This is a genomic window from Pedobacter sp. (assembly GCF_035317785.1).
Taxonomy (GTDB): domain Bacteria; phylum Bacteroidota; class Bacteroidia; order Sphingobacteriales; family Sphingobacteriaceae; genus Pedobacter.
The window spans coordinates 1-18,920 of the sequence record NZ_DATHGC010000209.1; the positions used below are offsets into that span (position 1 = coordinate 1).

Annotated in this window: 11 protein-coding genes and 1 pseudogene; 9 read left to right on the plus strand and 3 right to left on the minus strand. The window is 44.5% G+C overall.

All coding sequences use genetic code 11. The features are described 5' to 3' along the window. On the minus strand, window positions 1-994 hold a 994-nt coding region (kbl, locus tag VK541_RS12470; RefSeq protein WP_324370536.1), incomplete at its 3' end, for a glycine C-acetyltransferase. A 142-nt stretch (window positions 995-1,136) separates the two neighbouring features. On the opposite strand from kbl, the gene VK541_RS12475 reads away from it, so the two are divergent. Beyond that, window positions 1,137-3,584 carry a DUF5686 and carboxypeptidase regulatory-like domain-containing protein gene (locus VK541_RS12475; RefSeq protein WP_324370538.1) on the plus strand — a complete coding sequence of 816 codons (2,448 nt, stop codon included), beginning with the start codon at window positions 1,137-1,139 and terminating at the stop codon, window positions 3,582-3,584. 143 nt (window positions 3,585-3,727) lie between these two features. Here VK541_RS12475 and VK541_RS12480 read toward each other — a convergent pair whose 3' ends face one another. Beyond that, window positions 3,728-4,912: an aminopeptidase C gene (locus tag VK541_RS12480; RefSeq protein ID WP_414692620.1), complete on the minus strand. Its 1,185-nt coding sequence runs from the start codon at window positions 4,910-4,912 to the stop codon at window positions 3,728-3,730. Window positions 4,913-5,095: 183 nt separating this feature from the next. Here VK541_RS12480 and VK541_RS12485 point away from each other — a divergent pair, with 183 nt between their 5' ends. Further along, window positions 5,096-5,686: a TetR/AcrR family transcriptional regulator gene (locus VK541_RS12485; protein ID WP_324370540.1), complete on the plus strand. Its 591-nt coding sequence runs from the start codon at window positions 5,096-5,098 to the stop codon at window positions 5,684-5,686. 67 nt (window positions 5,687-5,753) lie between these two features. After that, the gene (locus tag VK541_RS12490) at window positions 5,754-6,494 is read left to right on the plus strand and encodes an SDR family oxidoreductase (RefSeq protein WP_324370542.1); all 741 of its coding nucleotides are present in this window, start codon (window positions 5,754-5,756) and stop codon (window positions 6,492-6,494) included. 155 nt (window positions 6,495-6,649) lie between these two features. Here the strand turns inward: VK541_RS12490 and VK541_RS12495 are convergent, their stop codons facing one another. Then, window positions 6,650-8,818 (minus strand): hypothetical protein, encoded by a 2,169-nt coding sequence (locus tag VK541_RS12495; protein ID WP_324370544.1) that lies wholly within the window; start codon window positions 8,816-8,818, stop codon window positions 6,650-6,652. 232 nt (window positions 8,819-9,050) lie between these two features. On the opposite strand from VK541_RS12495, the gene VK541_RS12500 reads away from it, so the two are divergent. From VK541_RS12500 to VK541_RS12525, 6 genes and pseudogenes are all read left to right on the plus strand, one after another. Further along, window positions 9,051-9,914 (plus strand): rhodanese-related sulfurtransferase, encoded by an 864-nt coding sequence (locus tag VK541_RS12500; RefSeq protein ID WP_324370547.1) that lies wholly within the window; start codon window positions 9,051-9,053, stop codon window positions 9,912-9,914. Window positions 9,915-9,930: 16 nt separating this feature from the next. Then, entirely contained in the window at window positions 9,931-12,825 is a 2,895-nt protein-coding gene (locus VK541_RS12505; RefSeq protein WP_324370549.1) for a ligand-binding sensor domain-containing protein, read from the plus strand. Between the two features lie 244 nt (window positions 12,826-13,069). Continuing rightward, window positions 13,070-16,117 carry a TonB-dependent receptor gene (locus tag VK541_RS12510; RefSeq protein ID WP_324370551.1) on the plus strand — a complete coding sequence of 1,016 codons (3,048 nt, stop codon included), beginning with the start codon at window positions 13,070-13,072 and terminating at the stop codon, window positions 16,115-16,117. 11 nt (window positions 16,118-16,128) lie between these two features. Then, window positions 16,129-17,673: a RagB/SusD family nutrient uptake outer membrane protein gene (locus VK541_RS12515; RefSeq protein WP_324370553.1), complete on the plus strand. Its 1,545-nt coding sequence runs from the start codon at window positions 16,129-16,131 to the stop codon at window positions 17,671-17,673. A 21-nt stretch (window positions 17,674-17,694) separates the two neighbouring features. Continuing rightward, complete coding sequence (locus VK541_RS12520; RefSeq protein ID WP_324370555.1) at window positions 17,695-18,549, plus strand: LamG domain-containing protein; 855 nt, start codon at window positions 17,695-17,697, stop codon at window positions 18,547-18,549. A gap of 42 nt (window positions 18,550-18,591) precedes the next feature. Next, window positions 18,592-18,920, plus strand: a pseudogene (locus VK541_RS12525) (beta-glucosidase); the annotation flags it as partial.

Genomic DNA, 18,920 nt, shown 5'->3' on the forward strand with positions numbered 1-18,920 from the left:
CGTATAACATGACCGGCACAATAGGGTGTACTCCTTCCTTGATGTCAAAACCCGCTTCAGTCATCTTTTTACGGAAATAAGCAGTATTCTGCTCCAGTTTATCCCTCAGGTCGGTTGTCTCACTCAGCAAGTCCAAAACTGCCACCGATGCCCCTGCAATAGCCGGTGCCAGGGTATTAGAGAAAAGATAGGGACGGGACCTTTGGCGCAGCATGTCGATAATTTCTTTTTTACCGGAAGTAAAGCCTCCCGAAGCGCCGCCCAATGCCTTGCCCAAAGTACCGGTAATGATGTCAACCCTGTCCATCACATTAAAGTGCTCATGCGTACCGCGACCAGTCTTACCAATAAAACCTGTACAATGTGATTCATCGATCATGACTAAAGCTTCATACTTGTCAGCCAGGTCACAAATTTTATCCAGAGGCGCCACTACGCCGTCCATAGAAAAAGCGCCGTCAGTAACGATGATGCGGTGTCTGGAATCCTTAGCCGCGATCAGCTGCTGTTCCAGATCCGCCATATCCGCATTTTTATACCTGAAACGCTTTGCCTTGCACAGGCGCACACCGTCAATAATAGAGGCATGGTTCAGTTCATCTGAAATAATGGCATCCTGGTCATTGAACAAAGGCTCAAAAACACCGCCATTGGCATCAAAGGCCGCTGCATATAAAATGGTGTCTTCCGTTCCCAAAAATTTTGAGATCTTTTCCTCCAGTTCTTTATGCACATCCTGCGTACCACAGATAAACCGTACAGAAGACATCCCATATCCGTATTTATCCACAGCTTTTTTTGCCGCTTCGATCACCAGGGGATGTGACGACAATCCCAGGTAATTATTGGCACAGAAATTTACTACTTCCTGACCTGTACTTACCTTAATATCAGCACCCTGAGGGGTTACAATGATTCGTTCACGCTTATATAATCCGTCCTTTTCTATTTGTGCCAGTTCCTGCTGCAGCACCGGTTGTAATGTTTTGTACATAATAATAATCTAGTTGTTGCAGCCAAAGTTATGTAAATATCGTCTTAGATAGGTAAAACAATAAATACACTTGACAAACTTTGGCACAATATTTCTGTTACCTTTAATAACAAAACGGATATTTAGGCTTTAATCCTCTTTAATGAAAAATACGATACTAACGCTAACATTACTTATCTGCGCATTGTTCGGCACAGCACAACAAATTAAATTAAGCGGGATTATAAAGGACAATGAAGGGCAAATCGTACCATTTGCTTCAGTTTACATTAAAAATACGACCACAGGAACTTCCGCCAATGTTGATGGAATTTATGCCTTCGCGCTGGACAAAGGCACTTTCACCATAGTTTATAAGGCGATTGGCTATAAATTACTGGAAAAAACCATTACCCTGTCAGAAAACACCATAGAAAACGCAGTACTGACATCCGAAACCTACACACTGCAGGGGGTGACCATCAGAGGCAATGGCGAAGACCCCGCCAATGAGATCATCAGACAAGCGATCAAAAGCAGAAGCAGGCACCTGACCGAAGTTGAGGCTTATACCACCGGCGTTTATATCAAAGGAGTTCAGAAACTGGTTGGTGCGCCAAAAAAATTCTTTGGGCGGGACATCCAGAAAACGCTTGATCTGGATACCAACCGAAAAGGCATTTTGTATCTGTCAGAGTCTACTTCTAAGTTTTCATTTGAACGTCCGGGTAAGATTCATGAAGAAATGATCTCCTCCAAAGTCGCCGGCCGCAACAATGCCTTTAGTTTCAACAAAGCTTCCGATCTGATTATCAATTTTTACGAGAACATACTTTTAGAAAATACACTAAGCACGCGTGGCTTTGTTTCTCCGATATCAGACAATGCATTCCTTTATTACCGTTATAAGCTTATCGGTACAGCCACTGAAAACGGACAGACGGTCAACAAGATCCAGGTCATTCCAAGAAGGGAGCATGATCCTGTTTTCAGGGGCACGATCTATATCAGCGACGACAGCTACCACCTGCTCAATGCAGAGGTATACCTCACCAAAAACACGGGAATAAACCTGCTGGACACCCTAAACATCACCCAGCAATTCCTCAAAGTGGAAGATACATATATGCCCTCGAATATCAATTTCCAGTTCAACGGCAATGTCTTTGGATTCAAGTTTGAAGGGTATTATGTCGGGATTTACAGCAACTACAACATCCATCCCAGCTTTCCGAAAAATCATTTCAATGGCGAGATCCTTAAGATCACCAAAGCAGTAAATAAAAAAGACTCCCTGTTCTGGCTCAACAACCGCCCCATCCCGCTTACTGCAGAAGAAAGCCGGGATTACATCAGAAAGGACAGCATAGCTGTCCTCAAAACCTCCAGGCATTATTTAGACTCCGTAGAACGGGCCAGCAATAAATTTGGTATCGTCAAATTACTGGTCACCGGTTACACCATAAACAATCGTTATGCTAAGAAATCTTATGCCTTCGACCCCTTGTACCGGTCTGTATTCTACAATACTGTAGAAGGCTTCGCGCTGAAATATGGGATTACTTATACCCGCTACCTCGAAGACCGAAAATACTATAACATCAGGCCTGAAGCAAGGTATGGCTTTTCCAACAAGACATTTACAGGAAGCCTCAGCGCCAATTACTTTTACGATCCGGTCAAACAGGCGAGCATCAGTTTTAGTGCGGGATCAGGCATTTTCGACCTCAACAACTACGGTTCCATGAGCTTACTGGGCAACTCCATCAATTCCCTGTTATTTGAAACCAATTTTTCCAAATTCTACAAAAAGGAATTTGCGAACATCGGAACAGCAAGAGAACTCACCAATGGTCTTCAGGCAGAAATAACAGCAAGTTATTCAAGAAATACAAACCTGGTAAACACCACACATTTCAAGATAAAAGACCTTAAAGGAGAAACATTTACGTCAAACAACCCATTCAACCCCGAAACTGAAAAGGAATTGTTCCCTACCTACCGGGCACTGACTGTAGACGCAACACTGACCTATACCATCGGACAGACCTATATCACCCGTCCGGACGGCAAATTTTATCAGCCCTCGAAATTTCCCGTGATCAAACTGAATTATAAAAAAGGGATCAGCGGTCTGCTGAACAGTGATGTAGACTACGACCGAGTTTCTCTGGAAGTATCAGAAGACAGGATCAACATGGGCATGCTGGGTTACTCTTCATTTGTTGCCGGCGCAGGTAAATTCCTGAACAATGATGTAGTTTATTACCCCGAACAAAAACACTTCAGGGGCAACAATTCGCTGCTGAGCAAGCCGGATCTCAGAAAGTTCCTGTTCCTTGATTTTTACCTGTTCAGCACCAACCGGGAATACGCCGAATTCCATTATGAACATAATTTTTCCGGCTTCCTGACCAATAAGGTCCCGCTGCTGCGCAAATTAAAGCTCGAGGAACTGGTAGGTGCCAGCTACCTGACCCAGCCGGTTAAAAGAAACTATACAGAGTTCTATTTTGGTTTGCAGCGCCTGATCTTCCGGGCAGCTTATGGCTTTGCTTACGATGGTAAAAGACGTGCAGATCACGGCTTTAGATTGACATACGGTTTTTAATTGGCTGAAAGAAGAGGCTCTAAAACGTCATTGCGAAGCACGAAGCAATTAGTGTAGCGGCATTGGTTCTTCGGCTAAGCCTCAGGAAAACGCTTCGCTTAGTTCGTGCCTCGCAATGACGACTTACCAATTAATACTTATTGTTAAATATCCAGTTTCTTTCTGATGTCAGATGGAATTCCTTTTTTGTGCAGCAAAAACGCAGTAGTTTTATACTTCACAAAATTCTTGGTTACATATAAATAACCTTTATAATCATTGGTTGCGCCCCACGAATTTTTCACAATATAATACTCCTTACCATTCTGGTCTTTTGCCATTCCGGTAATCTGCATCCCATGATCATCAGTAGTCTGATAATCGTCAAATGCAGCCTGACGCAGGTCCACTGTAATTTCCTTTTCTGGTTTTGGTCCGTTAAACATTGCTTTTTTCTCATCAGCACTCATGCTTTCAAAGTCCTTCTGAGGTACATAGGCCACTCCGTTTTTCCAGCTGAAGCCCTTCTCGCTTACGTCAGTAGCCCAGGCAACAGTAAAGCCACCTTTCAGTGCATTGTCAATGATCTTCGTGATATCGTCCATCTGAACATTATACACCTGATCATAAGACCAGTTGTCCGGAACCATCAATACCGTTTTTTGGTAATAAGGAGAAGTATTAAATGAAGAAAGCTCCACGTAATCAGCCGGATTGACACCTACAACCTCTTTAGCAAAAGTTTTCGGGGTATATTCTTTACCCTCATAAGTAAACTTTTCCGGAACAGCACCCATGCAGGAATCAATGGCCCCGATGTAATTCGTTTTCCAGTTCGGATCAAAATCACCCTGTACGGCTTTTTTAAGAATAGCTTCCGTCAGCTTGTTCATTTTATCAGATGACGTTTTACCGCCGTAATCATTTCCGGTGTAAACGTCCTGTGGCATAGCTCCATATTTTGCAAACATATTGATCACATCATGACATGCACCCCCATCACCCAGGGTCAGGGCACCATGCATGCGCACAAAATTAATCCCTTTTTCCACGTAAACATTCCGTGCAGAAAAAAGATCAGCAAGATCAACCGGTTTTTTGCCCATGCGGATCATCTCCGACTCCAGAAACGAATTGGTACTGTAACTCCAGCAAGTGCCCGATGATTTTTGATTTTTCACAGAAGTCGCTTCTGTATTCATTACTTCAGTAAAAGTAAAACTGTTCTTGCTTGCCTCACTTTGATTGTCTTTAAGTGAGTTAACCAGATTGTCCTGGGCAAATCCCACATTAGCACCAAGCAGCAAGCCCGCAGCCAACCACAATGGTTTCATTGAAATTTTAGTCATTTGTATGTTTAAAAGTTAGTTAGTATAAGTTGTTTAGCTCTACAAGAGCAAACATAATTAATTTTAAAACAAAAACAATGTTTACCTGAGTCGGTCACCACAAATTTACGCCTGCTGTCATTATGTCAAAGAAATGACAGTAAAGATTCCAAAGATAAGACCGATCGGTCTTATCTTTGGCCTGTGTTAACAAAAGCAGAAAAAACCCGCAGGTATATTATTGAGAAAGCAGCAGTGCTTTTCAACAAGAACGGCATGGCCGGAACTTCCATTAGTGACATTATGCAAGTTACCAATCTCGCAAAAGGGGGGATATACGGCAATTTTGAAAATAAGGAAGAGATCTGTCTGGAAGTTTTCAAATACCTTTCCCAAAACCTCCTGGGGTTGATCGATGCAGCACTCAACAGCAAGGACAGCGCAAAGGATAAACTATTTGCGTTGCTGGATTTTTACGAAGATACCCTGCTGCGCAGTGATAAAGGGGGCTGTCCCGTTCTCAATTTCGGAACTGAAGCTGATGACACCAATCCGGTGATCAAACAGGCGGTAAACAAAACGATCAAAGACACCCAGGACAGAATGACCAGAGTGATCACTGATGGTATTGAAAGCGGTGAGTTTAGTGCCTCAGTAAACGCAGGTGCCTTTGCTGTCAAAATGTATCTTTCGACAGAAGGTGCAATCCTGGTTGGCAGGATTCAAAACAGCAATCAGCAAATGAAGATTATGAACGGCATCCTGAAGGCGGAAATTGAATCGTTCTCACAATGATTTTTTTTGACCAAATACAGACCGATCGGTCTATTATACCTCTAAATCAATTAAAAAAATATAAAAGATGAACATTACAAATAACACTGTACTGATTACCGGCGGAACTGCAGGAATCGGTTTTGAGCTTGCAAAATCATTTACAGAAGCCGGCAATAAGGTCATCATCACCGGCAGAAACCCACAAAGACTTGCCGAAGCACTCTCCAGACTTCCGGGCTCAAAAGGCTTCAATGGCGACATCAGCAATTCCGGGGATACCGAAAAACTGGTAGATTTCATCAAAACCAATGCTCCCGAACTCAATATTGTCGTGAACAATGCAGGTGCAGCACACTTGTATAAACTGGCCAATAATGAAGATGCCTTTGAAAATGCACAGGATGAAATGCTGACCAATTATCTGGCAGTGATCCGCCTCAATGAGAAACTAATCCCATTACTTAAATCGCAACCCCAGGCTGCAGTGGTCAATGTTTCTTCCATAGTCGCTTTTGTTCCCGGATCATTGCCTACCTATTCTGCATCCAAAGCAGCATTGCATTCCTATACCCAGTCTTTAAGGATCACGCTTGAGCGTACATCTAACGTAAAGGTTTTTGAACTGATGCCACCACTGGTTGATACAGAGTTTAGCGCCCCGATCAATGGTAAAACCGGTATACCGGCATCCCAGGTTGCCAGTGATTTGATCACAGCGATTCAATCAGATGATTATGAAGTACGAGTGGGCAATACGCAAAAGATCTATGAACTTTATCTTCAGTCACCTGCAGAAGCACTGGCCGCAATGAACCCTGCAGGATGAGCTACAGGATTATAATTGTGTTCACCTTAGTCGACACTGGGCTGGGATTGGGTTGGGCTTTGCTTACAAAAAGGTACCTGTTTTGCGAACGAGCCTTAGCCCAGGCCCGAATAAATCCAGAGCAAAGGGCTTTCTCGGACATGACCAGGCAATACTTACCAGCTCAGGCTCACCTTAATGCCATCCGGACTATTGTCAAAGCCCATATAATAAGTTTTTGACCCTGCATCCCAGGAAGTTTTGACATCAGTGACCTTCCCGCCTGCATGACCTGTAACCGCTATACTTTTTGGTTCAGCAGGCAGCAATATCCGCATGCTGTTTACCGTATTGGCCGGGCTCTTGCAAATGAACGAATAAGCTTGTTTTGCGTTAACTTCCTCTGATATTCTTGATGCAGAAGCCAGTACCATTGGCTTTGACTTATCTTTTATCCGCGTAATGTTGTACAAAAAGCCCTGTTCTCCCGGATGAATAACCTTTTGTGCAAGCACCGGCAAACCTGAATCAAACAGATCCACCACAGGCCCCTTGATCACAAACGGCTTAGCATCAGCGTGCTCATCCAGAACCGAGACGATATCATATGCACCCCGTGGCAGGTAAAGGTTGTTTTTAAACAACAGCTTACCGGCCCTGGCATCAACTTCATAAGCATGTTTCACAGTTTGTATATACTCCTGATCTGAATCGGCTTTCAGCACAAAATCTTTAGGGTCCTGCCTGATGACGTATACAGTACCTCTTCCAAACGTTAACTTTTTGTGCGCCTCCGCTTTAATGTTCATTAAACCAAACAAATGTTCCGATGGCACTTTATAGGAATTTCCTTTTGTATTCCACCATTCCAAAACCGATTGATACGGATCATCATCACTGCCGCAATACACCAACACTCCCCCGCCTTTTACCCAGTCTGCCAAATGCTGGTTTACCTCAGCAGCAAATGGTTTCATATTGGAATAACTCACCACCAGTACTTTGATCTCTTTCAATGTATTTTTGAACGACAGGTTTTCCATGTGGACCGTCTGTACAGGCACCCCGTTTTTCAATAAGGGCAGGGTCTGTCCATAGAAATTGGAAAACGCCGGATCATTGTACCCTTTGTGAACCGGAAATTGCTGAAACATGAGGCTGTTGCCCATCAAAACACCGATTCCATTGACCCCTGTAACCCTGTTTTCCGACAGGGGCATGTTGTTCAGCGCATTCACCATGACTTGCATCTGCGTAGAATAATATTTGGGGATCAATACTTCTTCATTGCTGCCAGCCAGTTTATAGGGCCTGGTGTAAATGCGCTCCGGCCATGGCATCACCTCATAATTATTTACTACAGGATATAACAGCTTAGCAGTAAAAGTAGCCTGATAATTTTTCTTATAATCTGCCCAGTCCCGCGGCCAGTCCTCAATCGGGTCCGTCAGGAAAAACATCTTGCGCCCTGTCGGGGCAGTCATAGACACCATAGAGCCGTATTCCAGAAAAGCATTTTCAAAAACACGTTCCTTTTTCTGACCGTCATAATAAGTTGGTTCACGTGAAGTGCCTGTCCACACCTGCGCGATGTACCCGTCTATCCCAGGCAAAGATGCCAGACTTGCCTCAGGGCTCACAATTCTCCAGGAAGAATAATTGACCAGCGAGTGTGTCGCGATGTACACCTTAATGTCCATGCCTTTCTCCTTGCCGTAGGACTTGGCATAAGCCGATACCTCCTTAATTGCATTGTAATAAAGCTGGTATTTCAGCTTGTGCGATAAATAAGTGTTTTCAGCAGATTCATGCTGCGGTCTCCAGTCGAAACCGTAAAAAGACTTCCATTCTTTTTTGAACACCTCACTGTACCCCGCCCTGGCCCAAAACTCCGGCTCTTCCAGGTATATGGAACTGATCCCGGCATCTATGACTTTTTTGATGATCGCGGTTTTCATGTATTCCAGAAAAGACTGTACGGGCACGATGTAAGGCACCCCGCCGCCATGCCAGATCACCTTGCCGTCCCTTTCCATCTGCCCTATCTCCTGGTGATTTTTTCCATCCCACTTCCCTAAGAAATAGTCCTGGTACTCTCCCCAGGCTATGCCCGTCATGAAGTGTGTCTGGTAGCCATGGTCCCGCCAGGACTGTACCCGCTGTTCAAATGTCATGCCTTTACGGTCGCCCGCACCATACACGATCGCAATATCTGACCGTACGTCGATCTCCGGCCGCCAGGCGCTACCCGTCTGGAATGCTGTTTTCTCTTTTGGTGCCGACTGCGCGAGGCAAAAGCAGGCCATAGGCGTTAAGACGCAGGTTAAGAATATTTTAAGTTTCATTGTGTGTGTCAGGTCTATTTGGATATTCCTAAAAATGAAGGTAATAAAAATTCTTTCAAGACCCTTTCTCAACCTCTTCACGACCTCTTCTAGGGGGTTGCACGACCCCCAAGCCTCGCAAGCCCCCCGAAACCATTAAAAAGCCGGGCTATTCTGGCTCTGAGACATCTAAAATATTTTTTCTTATCTTTGCCACCGCATTAAACGCCGTTTGCACCGGTATCAATGAATTATGACAACCTATCAGACACTACTTTACTATTGCTATAGTCCAATAGCCGGCGCAGAACAATTCGCCGCAGATCATCTTGCTTTTTGTAAATCTTTGAACCTTGTAGGCCGGATCATCGTGGCCGATGAAGGACTGAACGGGACCGTTTCGGGAACAAAAGAATCCTGCGAGGCCTATATGGCTGCCATACATGCCGATGAGCGCTTTGCAAAAACAGATTTTAAGATCGACAATGTAAATGAGCCTTCATTCATTAAAATGCATTGCCGCTATAAATCCGAGATCGTACACTCCGGACTCAGGGACCCCAATATCATCAATCCCAATATACAAACCGGGAAGCACCTGGAGCCTGCAGCGTTTCAGAAAATGATAGACCAGGATGATGTGGTCATTCTTGATGTACGTTCAAACTACGAGCACAACCTCGGTAAATTTAAAAATGCGGTGACCCTGGACATTGAAAACTTCAGAGACTTCCCGGATAAGATCAACGAACTTGCCCGGTATAAGGATAAAAAAGTACTGACCTACTGTACTGGCGGCATCATCAAATATGGCAAAGAAGCTGGTGGTGAAGATTTTGAAGGCAAATGCTATGTATTTGACAACCGGATCGCCGTTGATGTGAATACGGTAAACCCGAAGATCGTCTCTACCTGCCGCAACTGCGGTACGACCACTCCAAAAATGATCAACTGTGCCAACCCGGAATGCAATGAGCATTTTACCCAATGCGATGAATGCGGTGAGAAACTGCAGGGCTGCTGCTCCGTCGCCTGTACCACAAACCCGCGCAAGCGTGCATATGACGGCACCGGTTATTACGTAAAAGTGCCGCAGCCAATAAACACCGGCAAATAAACTACCTTTGCCCTTCATGACCCTAAAATCCCTGAAATATCTTCTTTGCTCGGTGATTTGCTTTTTTGCGGTCGCTGCCCTGGCAGATGACATCAAAAGTATCGGCGTACCTTATATCCAGAATTATCCCAAATCGGTTTACCAGTCGGGCAACCAGAACTGGTCAATTGCCAAAGACAACCGTGGTATCCTGTATTTTGGCAACGCACAGGGCTTATTGACCTTTGACGGCAAATACTGGCAGCAATATCAAATGCCCAACCGGCAGATCGTCAGAGCTGTAGCCACAGGATCTGGCTTCGTATATACCGGTGGTTTCGGTGAATTCGGTTACTGGTCCAACAAAGACCGTAAACTGACTTACACCTCGCTCACCAAACTCATTCCCAAACCTCATATTATTAAAGATGAGATCTGGAAGATCTATGTCGATGGCAAAAGGGTCATATTTCAGTCCTTTACCAGTATCTTTATTTACCAGGACAACAAAATAACCGTAGTCAGGGGGGACAATGCCTTTCTTTTTCTCCATAGTGCCGGCAAAAAATTTTATGCCGAAGTACTGGAAAGAGGATTGTTTGAGCTGGCAGGCAATAAGCTGATTCCACTGAAAAACAATGGAATCCTGAGACCTTCCAATATCCTGTCCGTACTCCCCTACAAAAATGGAGGCTTACTGATCGGGACGAGTAAGGATGGCTTGTTTATCTATGATGGTGAAAATTACACCCCCTTAAATACACCGGCAAATGCTTTTCTGAAGACCTACCAGCTCAATAATGGCGCCCGGATACTCAATAAATATTACGCGTTTGGAACGATCCTCAACGGGCTGATCATTATTGATGAAAATGGAAACGTTGTACAGAGGATCAATAAATCAAGTGGTCTGCAGAACAATACCGTTTTGAGCATCTTTGCCGATGACCACCAGAACCTATGGACCGGACTGGACAATGGTATTGACAGGGTAGAGCTCAACTCCCCCCTGTACTCTTATTTTGATAAAGACGGACAGTTCGGAACAGTTTACTCCAGCCTGATCTATAAGGGAAACATTTATCTCGGAACCAACCAGGGTCTTTTTTACAGCAAGTGGACAGGAGGAAATGGCGATAGTTTCAATGCTTTTGATTTTAAACTGATCCCAAATTCTCAGGGCCAGGTCTGGAACCTTACTGAAATAGACGGACAGTTACTTTGCGGACATAACCAGGGAACTTTCCGGGTTACCGGAGACAAGTTTGAAAACATATCAGCCGCTGCCGGTGGCTGGACGATTAAAAAACTCAATTCAAATCCCGATTATCTTATACAGGGATCTTACAACGGACTGGTGCTGTTCAGAAAAAATGCCGCGGGGCTTTGGGCCTTTCATCACAAGATCGAGGGTTTCGGAGAACCGTCAAGGTACGTGGAGCAGGATGCAAAAGGGGACGTCTGGGTAAGTCATGCCTATAAAGGCCTGTATAAATTAAAGCTGAGTGCTGACCTAAAGAGGGTAACCGCCACAAGCCAATACAATGAGAAGAATGGGTTGCCGAGCGATTACAACATCAATGTATTCTCTCTGGAAAACAAGCTGATCTACTCCTCAGATCAGGGATTTTTAAACTACGATGAGATCAGCAACCGCTTTTCCAAATACCAGACGCTGAACACCTCTCTTGCTGCATTTGCCGCATCCAACAAGATCATACCCGCCGGATCAAGAAAATACTGGTTTGTAAACCATGGAAAAATGGCACTGGTCGACTTATCTGAACCCGGAAAGGTTCATATTGACTCCAATACATTCAGTGTCCTGGATGGGAAAATGGTACAATATTATGAAAACATCAGCCGGATCAGCCAGGGTATTTACCTGATCAGTGTAGACGACGGATTTGTGATCTACAATGCCGGAGATGAACAGCAGGGCCATAAGATCAAGCTCCCGGCCGTCCTGATCCGCAAGATCGAAGATGTGACAGACACCTACAGGACTATCAGTGAGATCGGCAACAGCGGATTGGACATCGAGATCCCCTTTAGCAGGAATAACATCAGGATCTCCTACGCCCTGCCCTATTACAGACAGGGAAAAATAACTTTTCAGTACTACCTGGAAGGATATTCCAAACAGTGGTCTGACTGGAGCGCGGCTTCACAAAAGGATTTTACCAATCTTGGTCAGGGCAGCTATGTCTTTAAGGTCAGGGCCAAAGTGAATGAGGAGGCGATCAGCAGCACGACACAGTTCGAGTTTATTATACTTCCGCCGTTTTATGCCAGCAACTGGGCTTTTGCTTTATACGTCATTGGGTTCATCATCGTCCTGCTGCTCGGCAAGCAGCTTTACGAAAGAAAGTTAAAAAAAGATAAGCAGGTCATTTCCGACAGGATGCATGCAGAGAAAGAGGAATTCCTCAAAAAAGAAGCTGAGGCCAATGAAAAACAGATCATCAGGCTGCAAACAGAGAAACTGCAGGTGGAACTGGCCGGCAAGAACAGGGAACTCGCCAATTCGGCCATGAGCCTGGTTTACAAGAATGAATTGCTGCAGAAGCTGAGCCAGGAGATCCTGAAGATAAAGGATTCCAGCGGTCATCCTTTGGGCGAGGACCAGCTGAGAAGAATTCAAAAAGTGATCGACGAGGGAATGAATGACGAGCGCGACTGGAACTTGTTTGAGAGCAGTTTTAATGAGGCCCATGAAAGCTTCTTTAAGAAGCTGAAAGCAAATCATCCCGATCTGGTTCCCAATGATCTGAAATTGTGCGCCTACCTGCACATGAATATGAGCAGCAAGGAAATGGCCTCCTTATTAAACATTTCATTGAGGGGAGTAGAAATCCGACGTTACCGGCTCCGCAAGAAGCTGGATGTACCCCATGACAAGAACCTGGTGGAGTTCCTGATGGAGCTTTAGCACTACATCATTACCTCTCATAACCCGTTTTTCTCCCCTGCTTTTTTACATTTTTTTTCTGACCGACGTGTAGTAGTGTTTTTTGCTATGCAGGCATAAAAAACAAAGCATTTCGCGAAACAACGCCTTATTTCAATTGTTTGAGATGTATAGATTTCTGTGCTGATGTATTAATGTAGAGGCGCTTTTTTTGCAATAGCGGCATTAGGAACGGAAATTTAGCTAACTAAATAACTTAAACCGTATGAAAAGAATCCTTACTAAGTTTTCTGTTTTCACGTTCCTGTGCTTTTTATTTATCAACGTCGCATCGGCCCAGAATATTACTGTGACCGGTGTCGTTACTGATGGCAAAGACAATACTTCGCTGCCCGGTGTTGGTATACTGGTCAAAGGAACTGCGATAGGAACAACGACAACAGCCGCCGGTAAATACGCCATAAGTGCCCCGGCCAATGCAACCCTGGTATTTACCTATATCGGATATACTCCCAAAGAAGTTGCTGTAAACAATCAAACTACATTAAATGTCACGCTTTCTGAATCGGCCGAGCAGCTGGAGCAGGTAGTGGTGGTGGGTTATGGTACACAGCGCAAGAAAGACCTGACAGGATCTATAGGCTCTGTAAAAGGCGAAGACCTCGCAAGGCAACCGGTACAAACACCGACCCAGGCCTTGCAGGGAAAGATAGCAGGCGTCCAGGTCATCAGTTCAGGTGAGCCCAATACCAGCCCTACAGTTAGATTAAGAGGTACGGGAACATTGCTTGGTGGTGCAAATCCACTCTATGTGGTCGATGGAGTATTCACCGACGATATAAAAAACATCAACAATGCCGACATTGTAAGTGTAGATGTATTGAAGGATGCCTCTGCAGCAGCCATTTATGGTATGCGCGCTGCCAACGGGGTTGTCCTGATCACTACCAAAAAAGGAAAACCCGGAGAGAACGTGATCTCCTTTGATGCAAATATCGGTTTTAGAGAAGCCAATAATCTCGTGGATATGGCTGGTGCCAATCAATATACAGGCTATTTGAATGAAGCCAATAAATATTATTTAACTGGAGTAGACCTGATCACGCCGTCTATGCTTACCGGAGCGAATACCGACTGGTATGACGCCATCCTTCAAAAAGGAATAATGAGCTCGGAGAATGTTTCACTTTCAGGCGGCAGTGAAAAAGTCAATTATTTTATAAGCGCAGGCTTTTTAACAGATGAAGGTATCCAGAAAGGGAACAAATACGACCGGTTTACACTAAGAACAAACAATGAATATACCCTTACTAAAAAACTAAAATTCAGCAATATGATTTCCTATACCAATGGAAAATCAAAAGGCGCTCAACTGGATGCGTTTACCAATGCCTATCGTGCGGCACCTATCATTGCTTCGAAAATCGGCGACAAGTACGGAAATACCTCGCTTTTCGGCAACGTAGCTAATCCACTGGTGAGCATCGATAAAGTGGACAACACGGCATTGCAGAATCGGATACAGGGAAACTTCGCCCTCGATTACAAACCCATTGACGGACTAACCTTAAGATCAGCGATCGGACTGGACCTGAATTATCTGAAATCTACAGACTATGGCTTTAAGTATTTAAATGAACTTTCCACCTTTTTAGTCGCCGGTGGCAATCAAAGCAGACCAAACAGCACTTTAAAACTGACTAAAAATGATAGGATAAGCTGGATCTGGGACAACACCGCTACCTACACAAAAACCATTGAAAAACATAATTTCACCATACTGGCAGGCGTTACAGCTGAAGAATTCAAATCTAATGACATGATCGGAGATGCCAGAGACGTGCCGGTTAACAAAGACCAGTGGTTTCTTGATGCCGGTTCCGGCGGTTCTCAATCTGTCAGCAATACTGGTGATAAATACCATAGAAACTCCTACCTGGCACGCGTCAACTATGGTTATGACAACAGGTATTTATTAACCGCGAGTTATCGTGCCGACGGAACCTCTAAATTCGGAGAAAATAGCCGTTGGGATTATTTTCCTGCTATAGGTCTGGCCTGGAACATCAGCAATGAAAGCTTTATGTCGGAAAAAAAGATATTCAGCAATCTGAAATTGAGAGGAAGCTATGGCCGCTTAGGTAATGACAATATTCCCTCATCACTATATATATCAACAGCCGCGATCAACAAGCCCTATTATTACGGCGGTGAGCCTGGAAAACTTGGTTCACCAGTACTTGGAATAAGACTGGAAGACATTATAGATAACCAGCTTAAATGGGAAGTAACTACCGAATATGATTTAGGATTAGATTTTGGGTTCTTAAATAACAGGCTGTCCGGTACTGTCGATTACTATGACAAGAAAACCAATAATGCTTTAATTTTTGTAAACATTCCGGCTATTCTCGGAGATCCGGATGAAAAGGTACTGACCAATGCCGCCACCGTATCTAATAAGGGGGTTGAGCTTTCGTTGAACTGGGCGGACCAAATTGGTGAGGACTGGAAATACAGCATCGGAGGTAACATTGCGTACAATAAAAACACCATCAACAAACTGAATGGCGGCCAGCCGCTGCTTGGCGATAAGATTGCCGAGACCAACATCACAAAATCTGACAACGGACAAGCTATAGGCAGTTATTTCCTATTGGAAAAAATAGGACTATTCCAAAACCAGGCACAAATTGATGCTTCAGCGCAAAAAAATGCCAGGGCAGGGGACATCATTTACCGGGATGTCGATGGAAACGGAGTAATCAATGACGGTGACAGGATGTTTGTCGGATCTTACCAGCCTAAGTATACTTATGGCCTAAACGGAAACGTGAGTTACAAAAGCTTCGACCTTAACTTCGGATTCTTCGGAACTCAGGGCGGAAAAATTTACAACGCAAAAAAAGCAGTGCGGGGAGCAAACCAGTTAACGGATAATATAGAGGCCTCAGTGGCCAGAGACCGCTGGACGCCAAACAATCCAAATAACAATGTACCCAGAGCGACTATAGGCACCCTGCCTGGTTCTACTTATTTTGTCGAAAAAGGAGATTATCTGCGTTTGAACAATTTAACAATCGGCTACACCTTACCTAAAACGTTGCTAAACAAGGTGCACATCAGCAACCTTCGTTTGTTCCTGACAGCACAAAATTTATTCACCATCACCTCTTACACCGGCTTCACACCAGAACTGCAGCCTTCTATACCAGGTGCGAAGGAAGAGAACGCAAACCTGAACCAGGGTGTCGATTTAAACAGTTACCCCTCAACAAGGACATTCGCGTTCGGTATTAATGTTGGATTTTAATTAAAAGAAAGATGAAAAAGATATTTTATATAATTACACTGACATTATTGACATCAGCAGTATTTATCTCTTCGTGTAAAAGGAGTTTTCTGGACGTCCCACCTCAAGGTAAAACAACAGAAGAACAAGCACTTATAGATCCGGACGCAGCTGACAAACTTGTTGTAGGCGCCTACAATAATCTTTACCTGCCGGGTACAGTAGGTTTAAAGCTGGTTGTACTGGCAGATGTGACTTCTGATGACTCCGATAAAGGTTCTGTAAGCACCGACCCGGGATTTGATGGCATATTCCTCGACAACTTTACTTATACCCCGACCACAGGTATTTTTAATGACATCTGGGTCGACAATTACAAAGGTATCGCCTCGGCGAACAAAGCGCTGTCTATTTTAGATAAAAGTACCATTGATGCGGGTATCAGAGACCGTTTAAGCGGAGAAGCCAGGTTTCTCAGAGCATTGTTATATTTCAATATGGTCAGAACTTTCGGAGGCGTAGTTAAATTGACCACTGTACCTACATTTGCTGAGGCCAATAATGATGAATTTCAAACACGTGCTACCAAAGAGGAAATCTATAAAGTAATTACGGATGATCTGCTGTATGGCATCGATCATTTGCCTGCAAAAGGAGAAGCAGGTGCTATAGTGGGCCGGGCTACCAAAGGAGCCGCGCAAGCCTTACTGTCAAAAGTATATTTATATCAGCAAAACTGGCAGGGTGCTTATGACATGTCTCAGGCTGTTATTACCTCGCAGAAGTACGAGCTGGCACCTGTATACGCAGATATCTTCAGAGAAGTAGGCGTAAACAATAAAGAATCTATCTTCGAAGTACAAACCGGCCCTTATGCCAACCAAACAGCAAGCGGACTTGCCTGTGATGCGGTAAGTAAAAACTACAGCAACTTTCAGGGACCGCGCGGGTCCTTTCCGACACAAAGTGTGGGCGGGCAAACCTATAGCGGCGGAGATCTCGGATTTGGTTTAAACACACCTTCAGCAAACCTTGCTGACGCCTATGGGCCAAATGATGTCAGGAGAGCGGGCACCATTATTTTTACCAGTGACGCAACGACAACGACCTTGTGGGATGGTTTCGTTCTGCCTAAACGTCCTGATGTAACTAATGAACGCTACAACTACAAAGCTTATCACAGTCCTTTTCTGGAAACTAAAAGCTGTCTGGGTATTAATGACAAAGACAATAAACCTAAAAACATCCGCATCATCCGTTTTGCCGAAGTATTGCTCATCAATGCCGAAGCCGCAACTCATATTGGCCAGGATGCGTTGACCCCTTTAAAGAAAGTCCGCGACAGGGCAGGTCTGAAAATTACTTCATCCGCGTCTGTGCAGGACATATGGAAAGAAAGAAGAGTTGAACTGGCCATGGAAGCGGACAGGTTCTTCGATCTGGTACGTACCGGGCAGGCGGCAACGGTAATGAACGCTTTAGGCAAACCATTTGTCACCGGTAAACATGAGGTATTCCCGATCCCTCAAAAACAAAGGGATTTAAGCGGCGGCAGGCTAACTCAAAACAATTATTAATCACCTTTAGACCATAAGAAGATGAAATTAAGATATTTAAGCATAGGCTTTGCAGGTATAATAATTGGAACTACTTTATTATACTCCTGTACAAAAAATGACAACGGTGACGATTTTCCTCCAGGTGACGTACCACCTACCGCCGGGGGCTTTACTGCATCCAGTCAGATTGCACCAACTAACCTGATCGCTTACTGGAATTTTAACGCCGATAACCTATTAGATTCTGTCTCTAATACCGTAGGGACTAATTCAGGCATGACCTTCACCGCAGGACTCAAAGGGAAAGCACTTAATGGAAACCCGGACGCCGCTAAAAAGGCGTATGCGACTGCGGTTGCCAGTCCTGCAGTAAGGGCAATGACACAATATACTATAAGCTGCTGGGTAAACTCACCGCAGAATACTGGTGCTACAGGCATATTTAGTCTGGGAGATACCAAGGGCTTTTGGGCCAATATCAATATGTTCTTTGAGAATGGCGGAACAACTACAAACGCCCCATTCAAGACAATTTTCGCGGATAATGGTGCAACCTATGATACCGGCGTTCCGCTGGTCAGTAATGGTTTTAACAATTGGGTGTCCTACATTGCAACCTATGATGGCGCGGGAACATTTAAATCCTACATCAATGGATCACAGGTCGGGAGTAACACGGTAACAGGTATTGGTGCCATCCGTTTTCTCAATATCGGGCCCGTTGTTTTCGGAGCCCTTCATTTTATGACTGTCCCAAGTAGCACCACAGGTTCTTCTGGTGAAGGGTGGGCGGGCTACCTGCCGGGGAAAATCGATGAAGTAAGGATTTACAACAAAGCACTTACTTCGATAGAAGTATCAGCATTATCCACTCTTGAAAGACAAGGCAGATAAAAGGTGATGATTGGAAACAACTGGTATTTTCTGTTTTTTTTAATGCTTTTTTTTTCCTGCAAAAAAAGCAGCAATACCGTTGTGCCCGATCCTGAAAACCCCGGACCCGTAACAGAAAACCCGGACAAATTCCCGCGGATCACAGACGAGGAGCTGCTGACAAAGGTTCAGCAGCAAACCTTTAAATACTTTTACGATTTTGGTCATCCGCAAAGCGGAATGGCCAGAGAACGTAATACTTCCGGCGATCTGGTGACCAGCGGAGGTACAGGGTTTGGTGTGATGGCACTAATAACCGGAATAAACCGTGGTTTTATCACAAGAGGGGAAGGCCTGGCGAGAATCCAAAAGATCGTCGGCTATTTAAAAAC

What these genes read in the sequence shown, in the direction of transcription:
- VK541_RS12475 (WP_324370538.1), top strand. Translation starts at nt 1,137, where the DNA reads ATGAAAAATACGATACTAACGCTAACATTACTTATCTGCGCATTGTTC.
- VK541_RS12480 (WP_414692620.1), bottom strand. Translation starts at nt 4,912, where the DNA reads ATGACTAAAATTTCAATGAAACCATTGTGGTTGGCTGCGGGCTTGCTG.
- VK541_RS12490 (WP_324370542.1), top strand. Translation starts at nt 5,754, where the DNA reads ATGAACATTACAAATAACACTGTACTGATTACCGGCGGAACTGCAGGA.
- VK541_RS12495 (WP_324370544.1), bottom strand. Translation starts at nt 8,818, where the DNA reads ATGAAACTTAAAATATTCTTAACCTGCGTCTTAACGCCTATGGCCTGC.
- VK541_RS12500 (WP_324370547.1), top strand. Translation starts at nt 9,051, where the DNA reads ATGACAACCTATCAGACACTACTTTACTATTGCTATAGTCCAATAGCC.
- VK541_RS12505 (WP_324370549.1), top strand. Translation starts at nt 9,931, where the DNA reads ATGACCCTAAAATCCCTGAAATATCTTCTTTGCTCGGTGATTTGCTTT.
- VK541_RS12510 (WP_324370551.1), top strand. Translation starts at nt 13,070, where the DNA reads ATGAAAAGAATCCTTACTAAGTTTTCTGTTTTCACGTTCCTGTGCTTT.
- VK541_RS12515 (WP_324370553.1), top strand. Translation starts at nt 16,129, where the DNA reads ATGAAAAAGATATTTTATATAATTACACTGACATTATTGACATCAGCA.
- VK541_RS12520 (WP_324370555.1), top strand. Translation starts at nt 17,695, where the DNA reads ATGAAATTAAGATATTTAAGCATAGGCTTTGCAGGTATAATAATTGGA.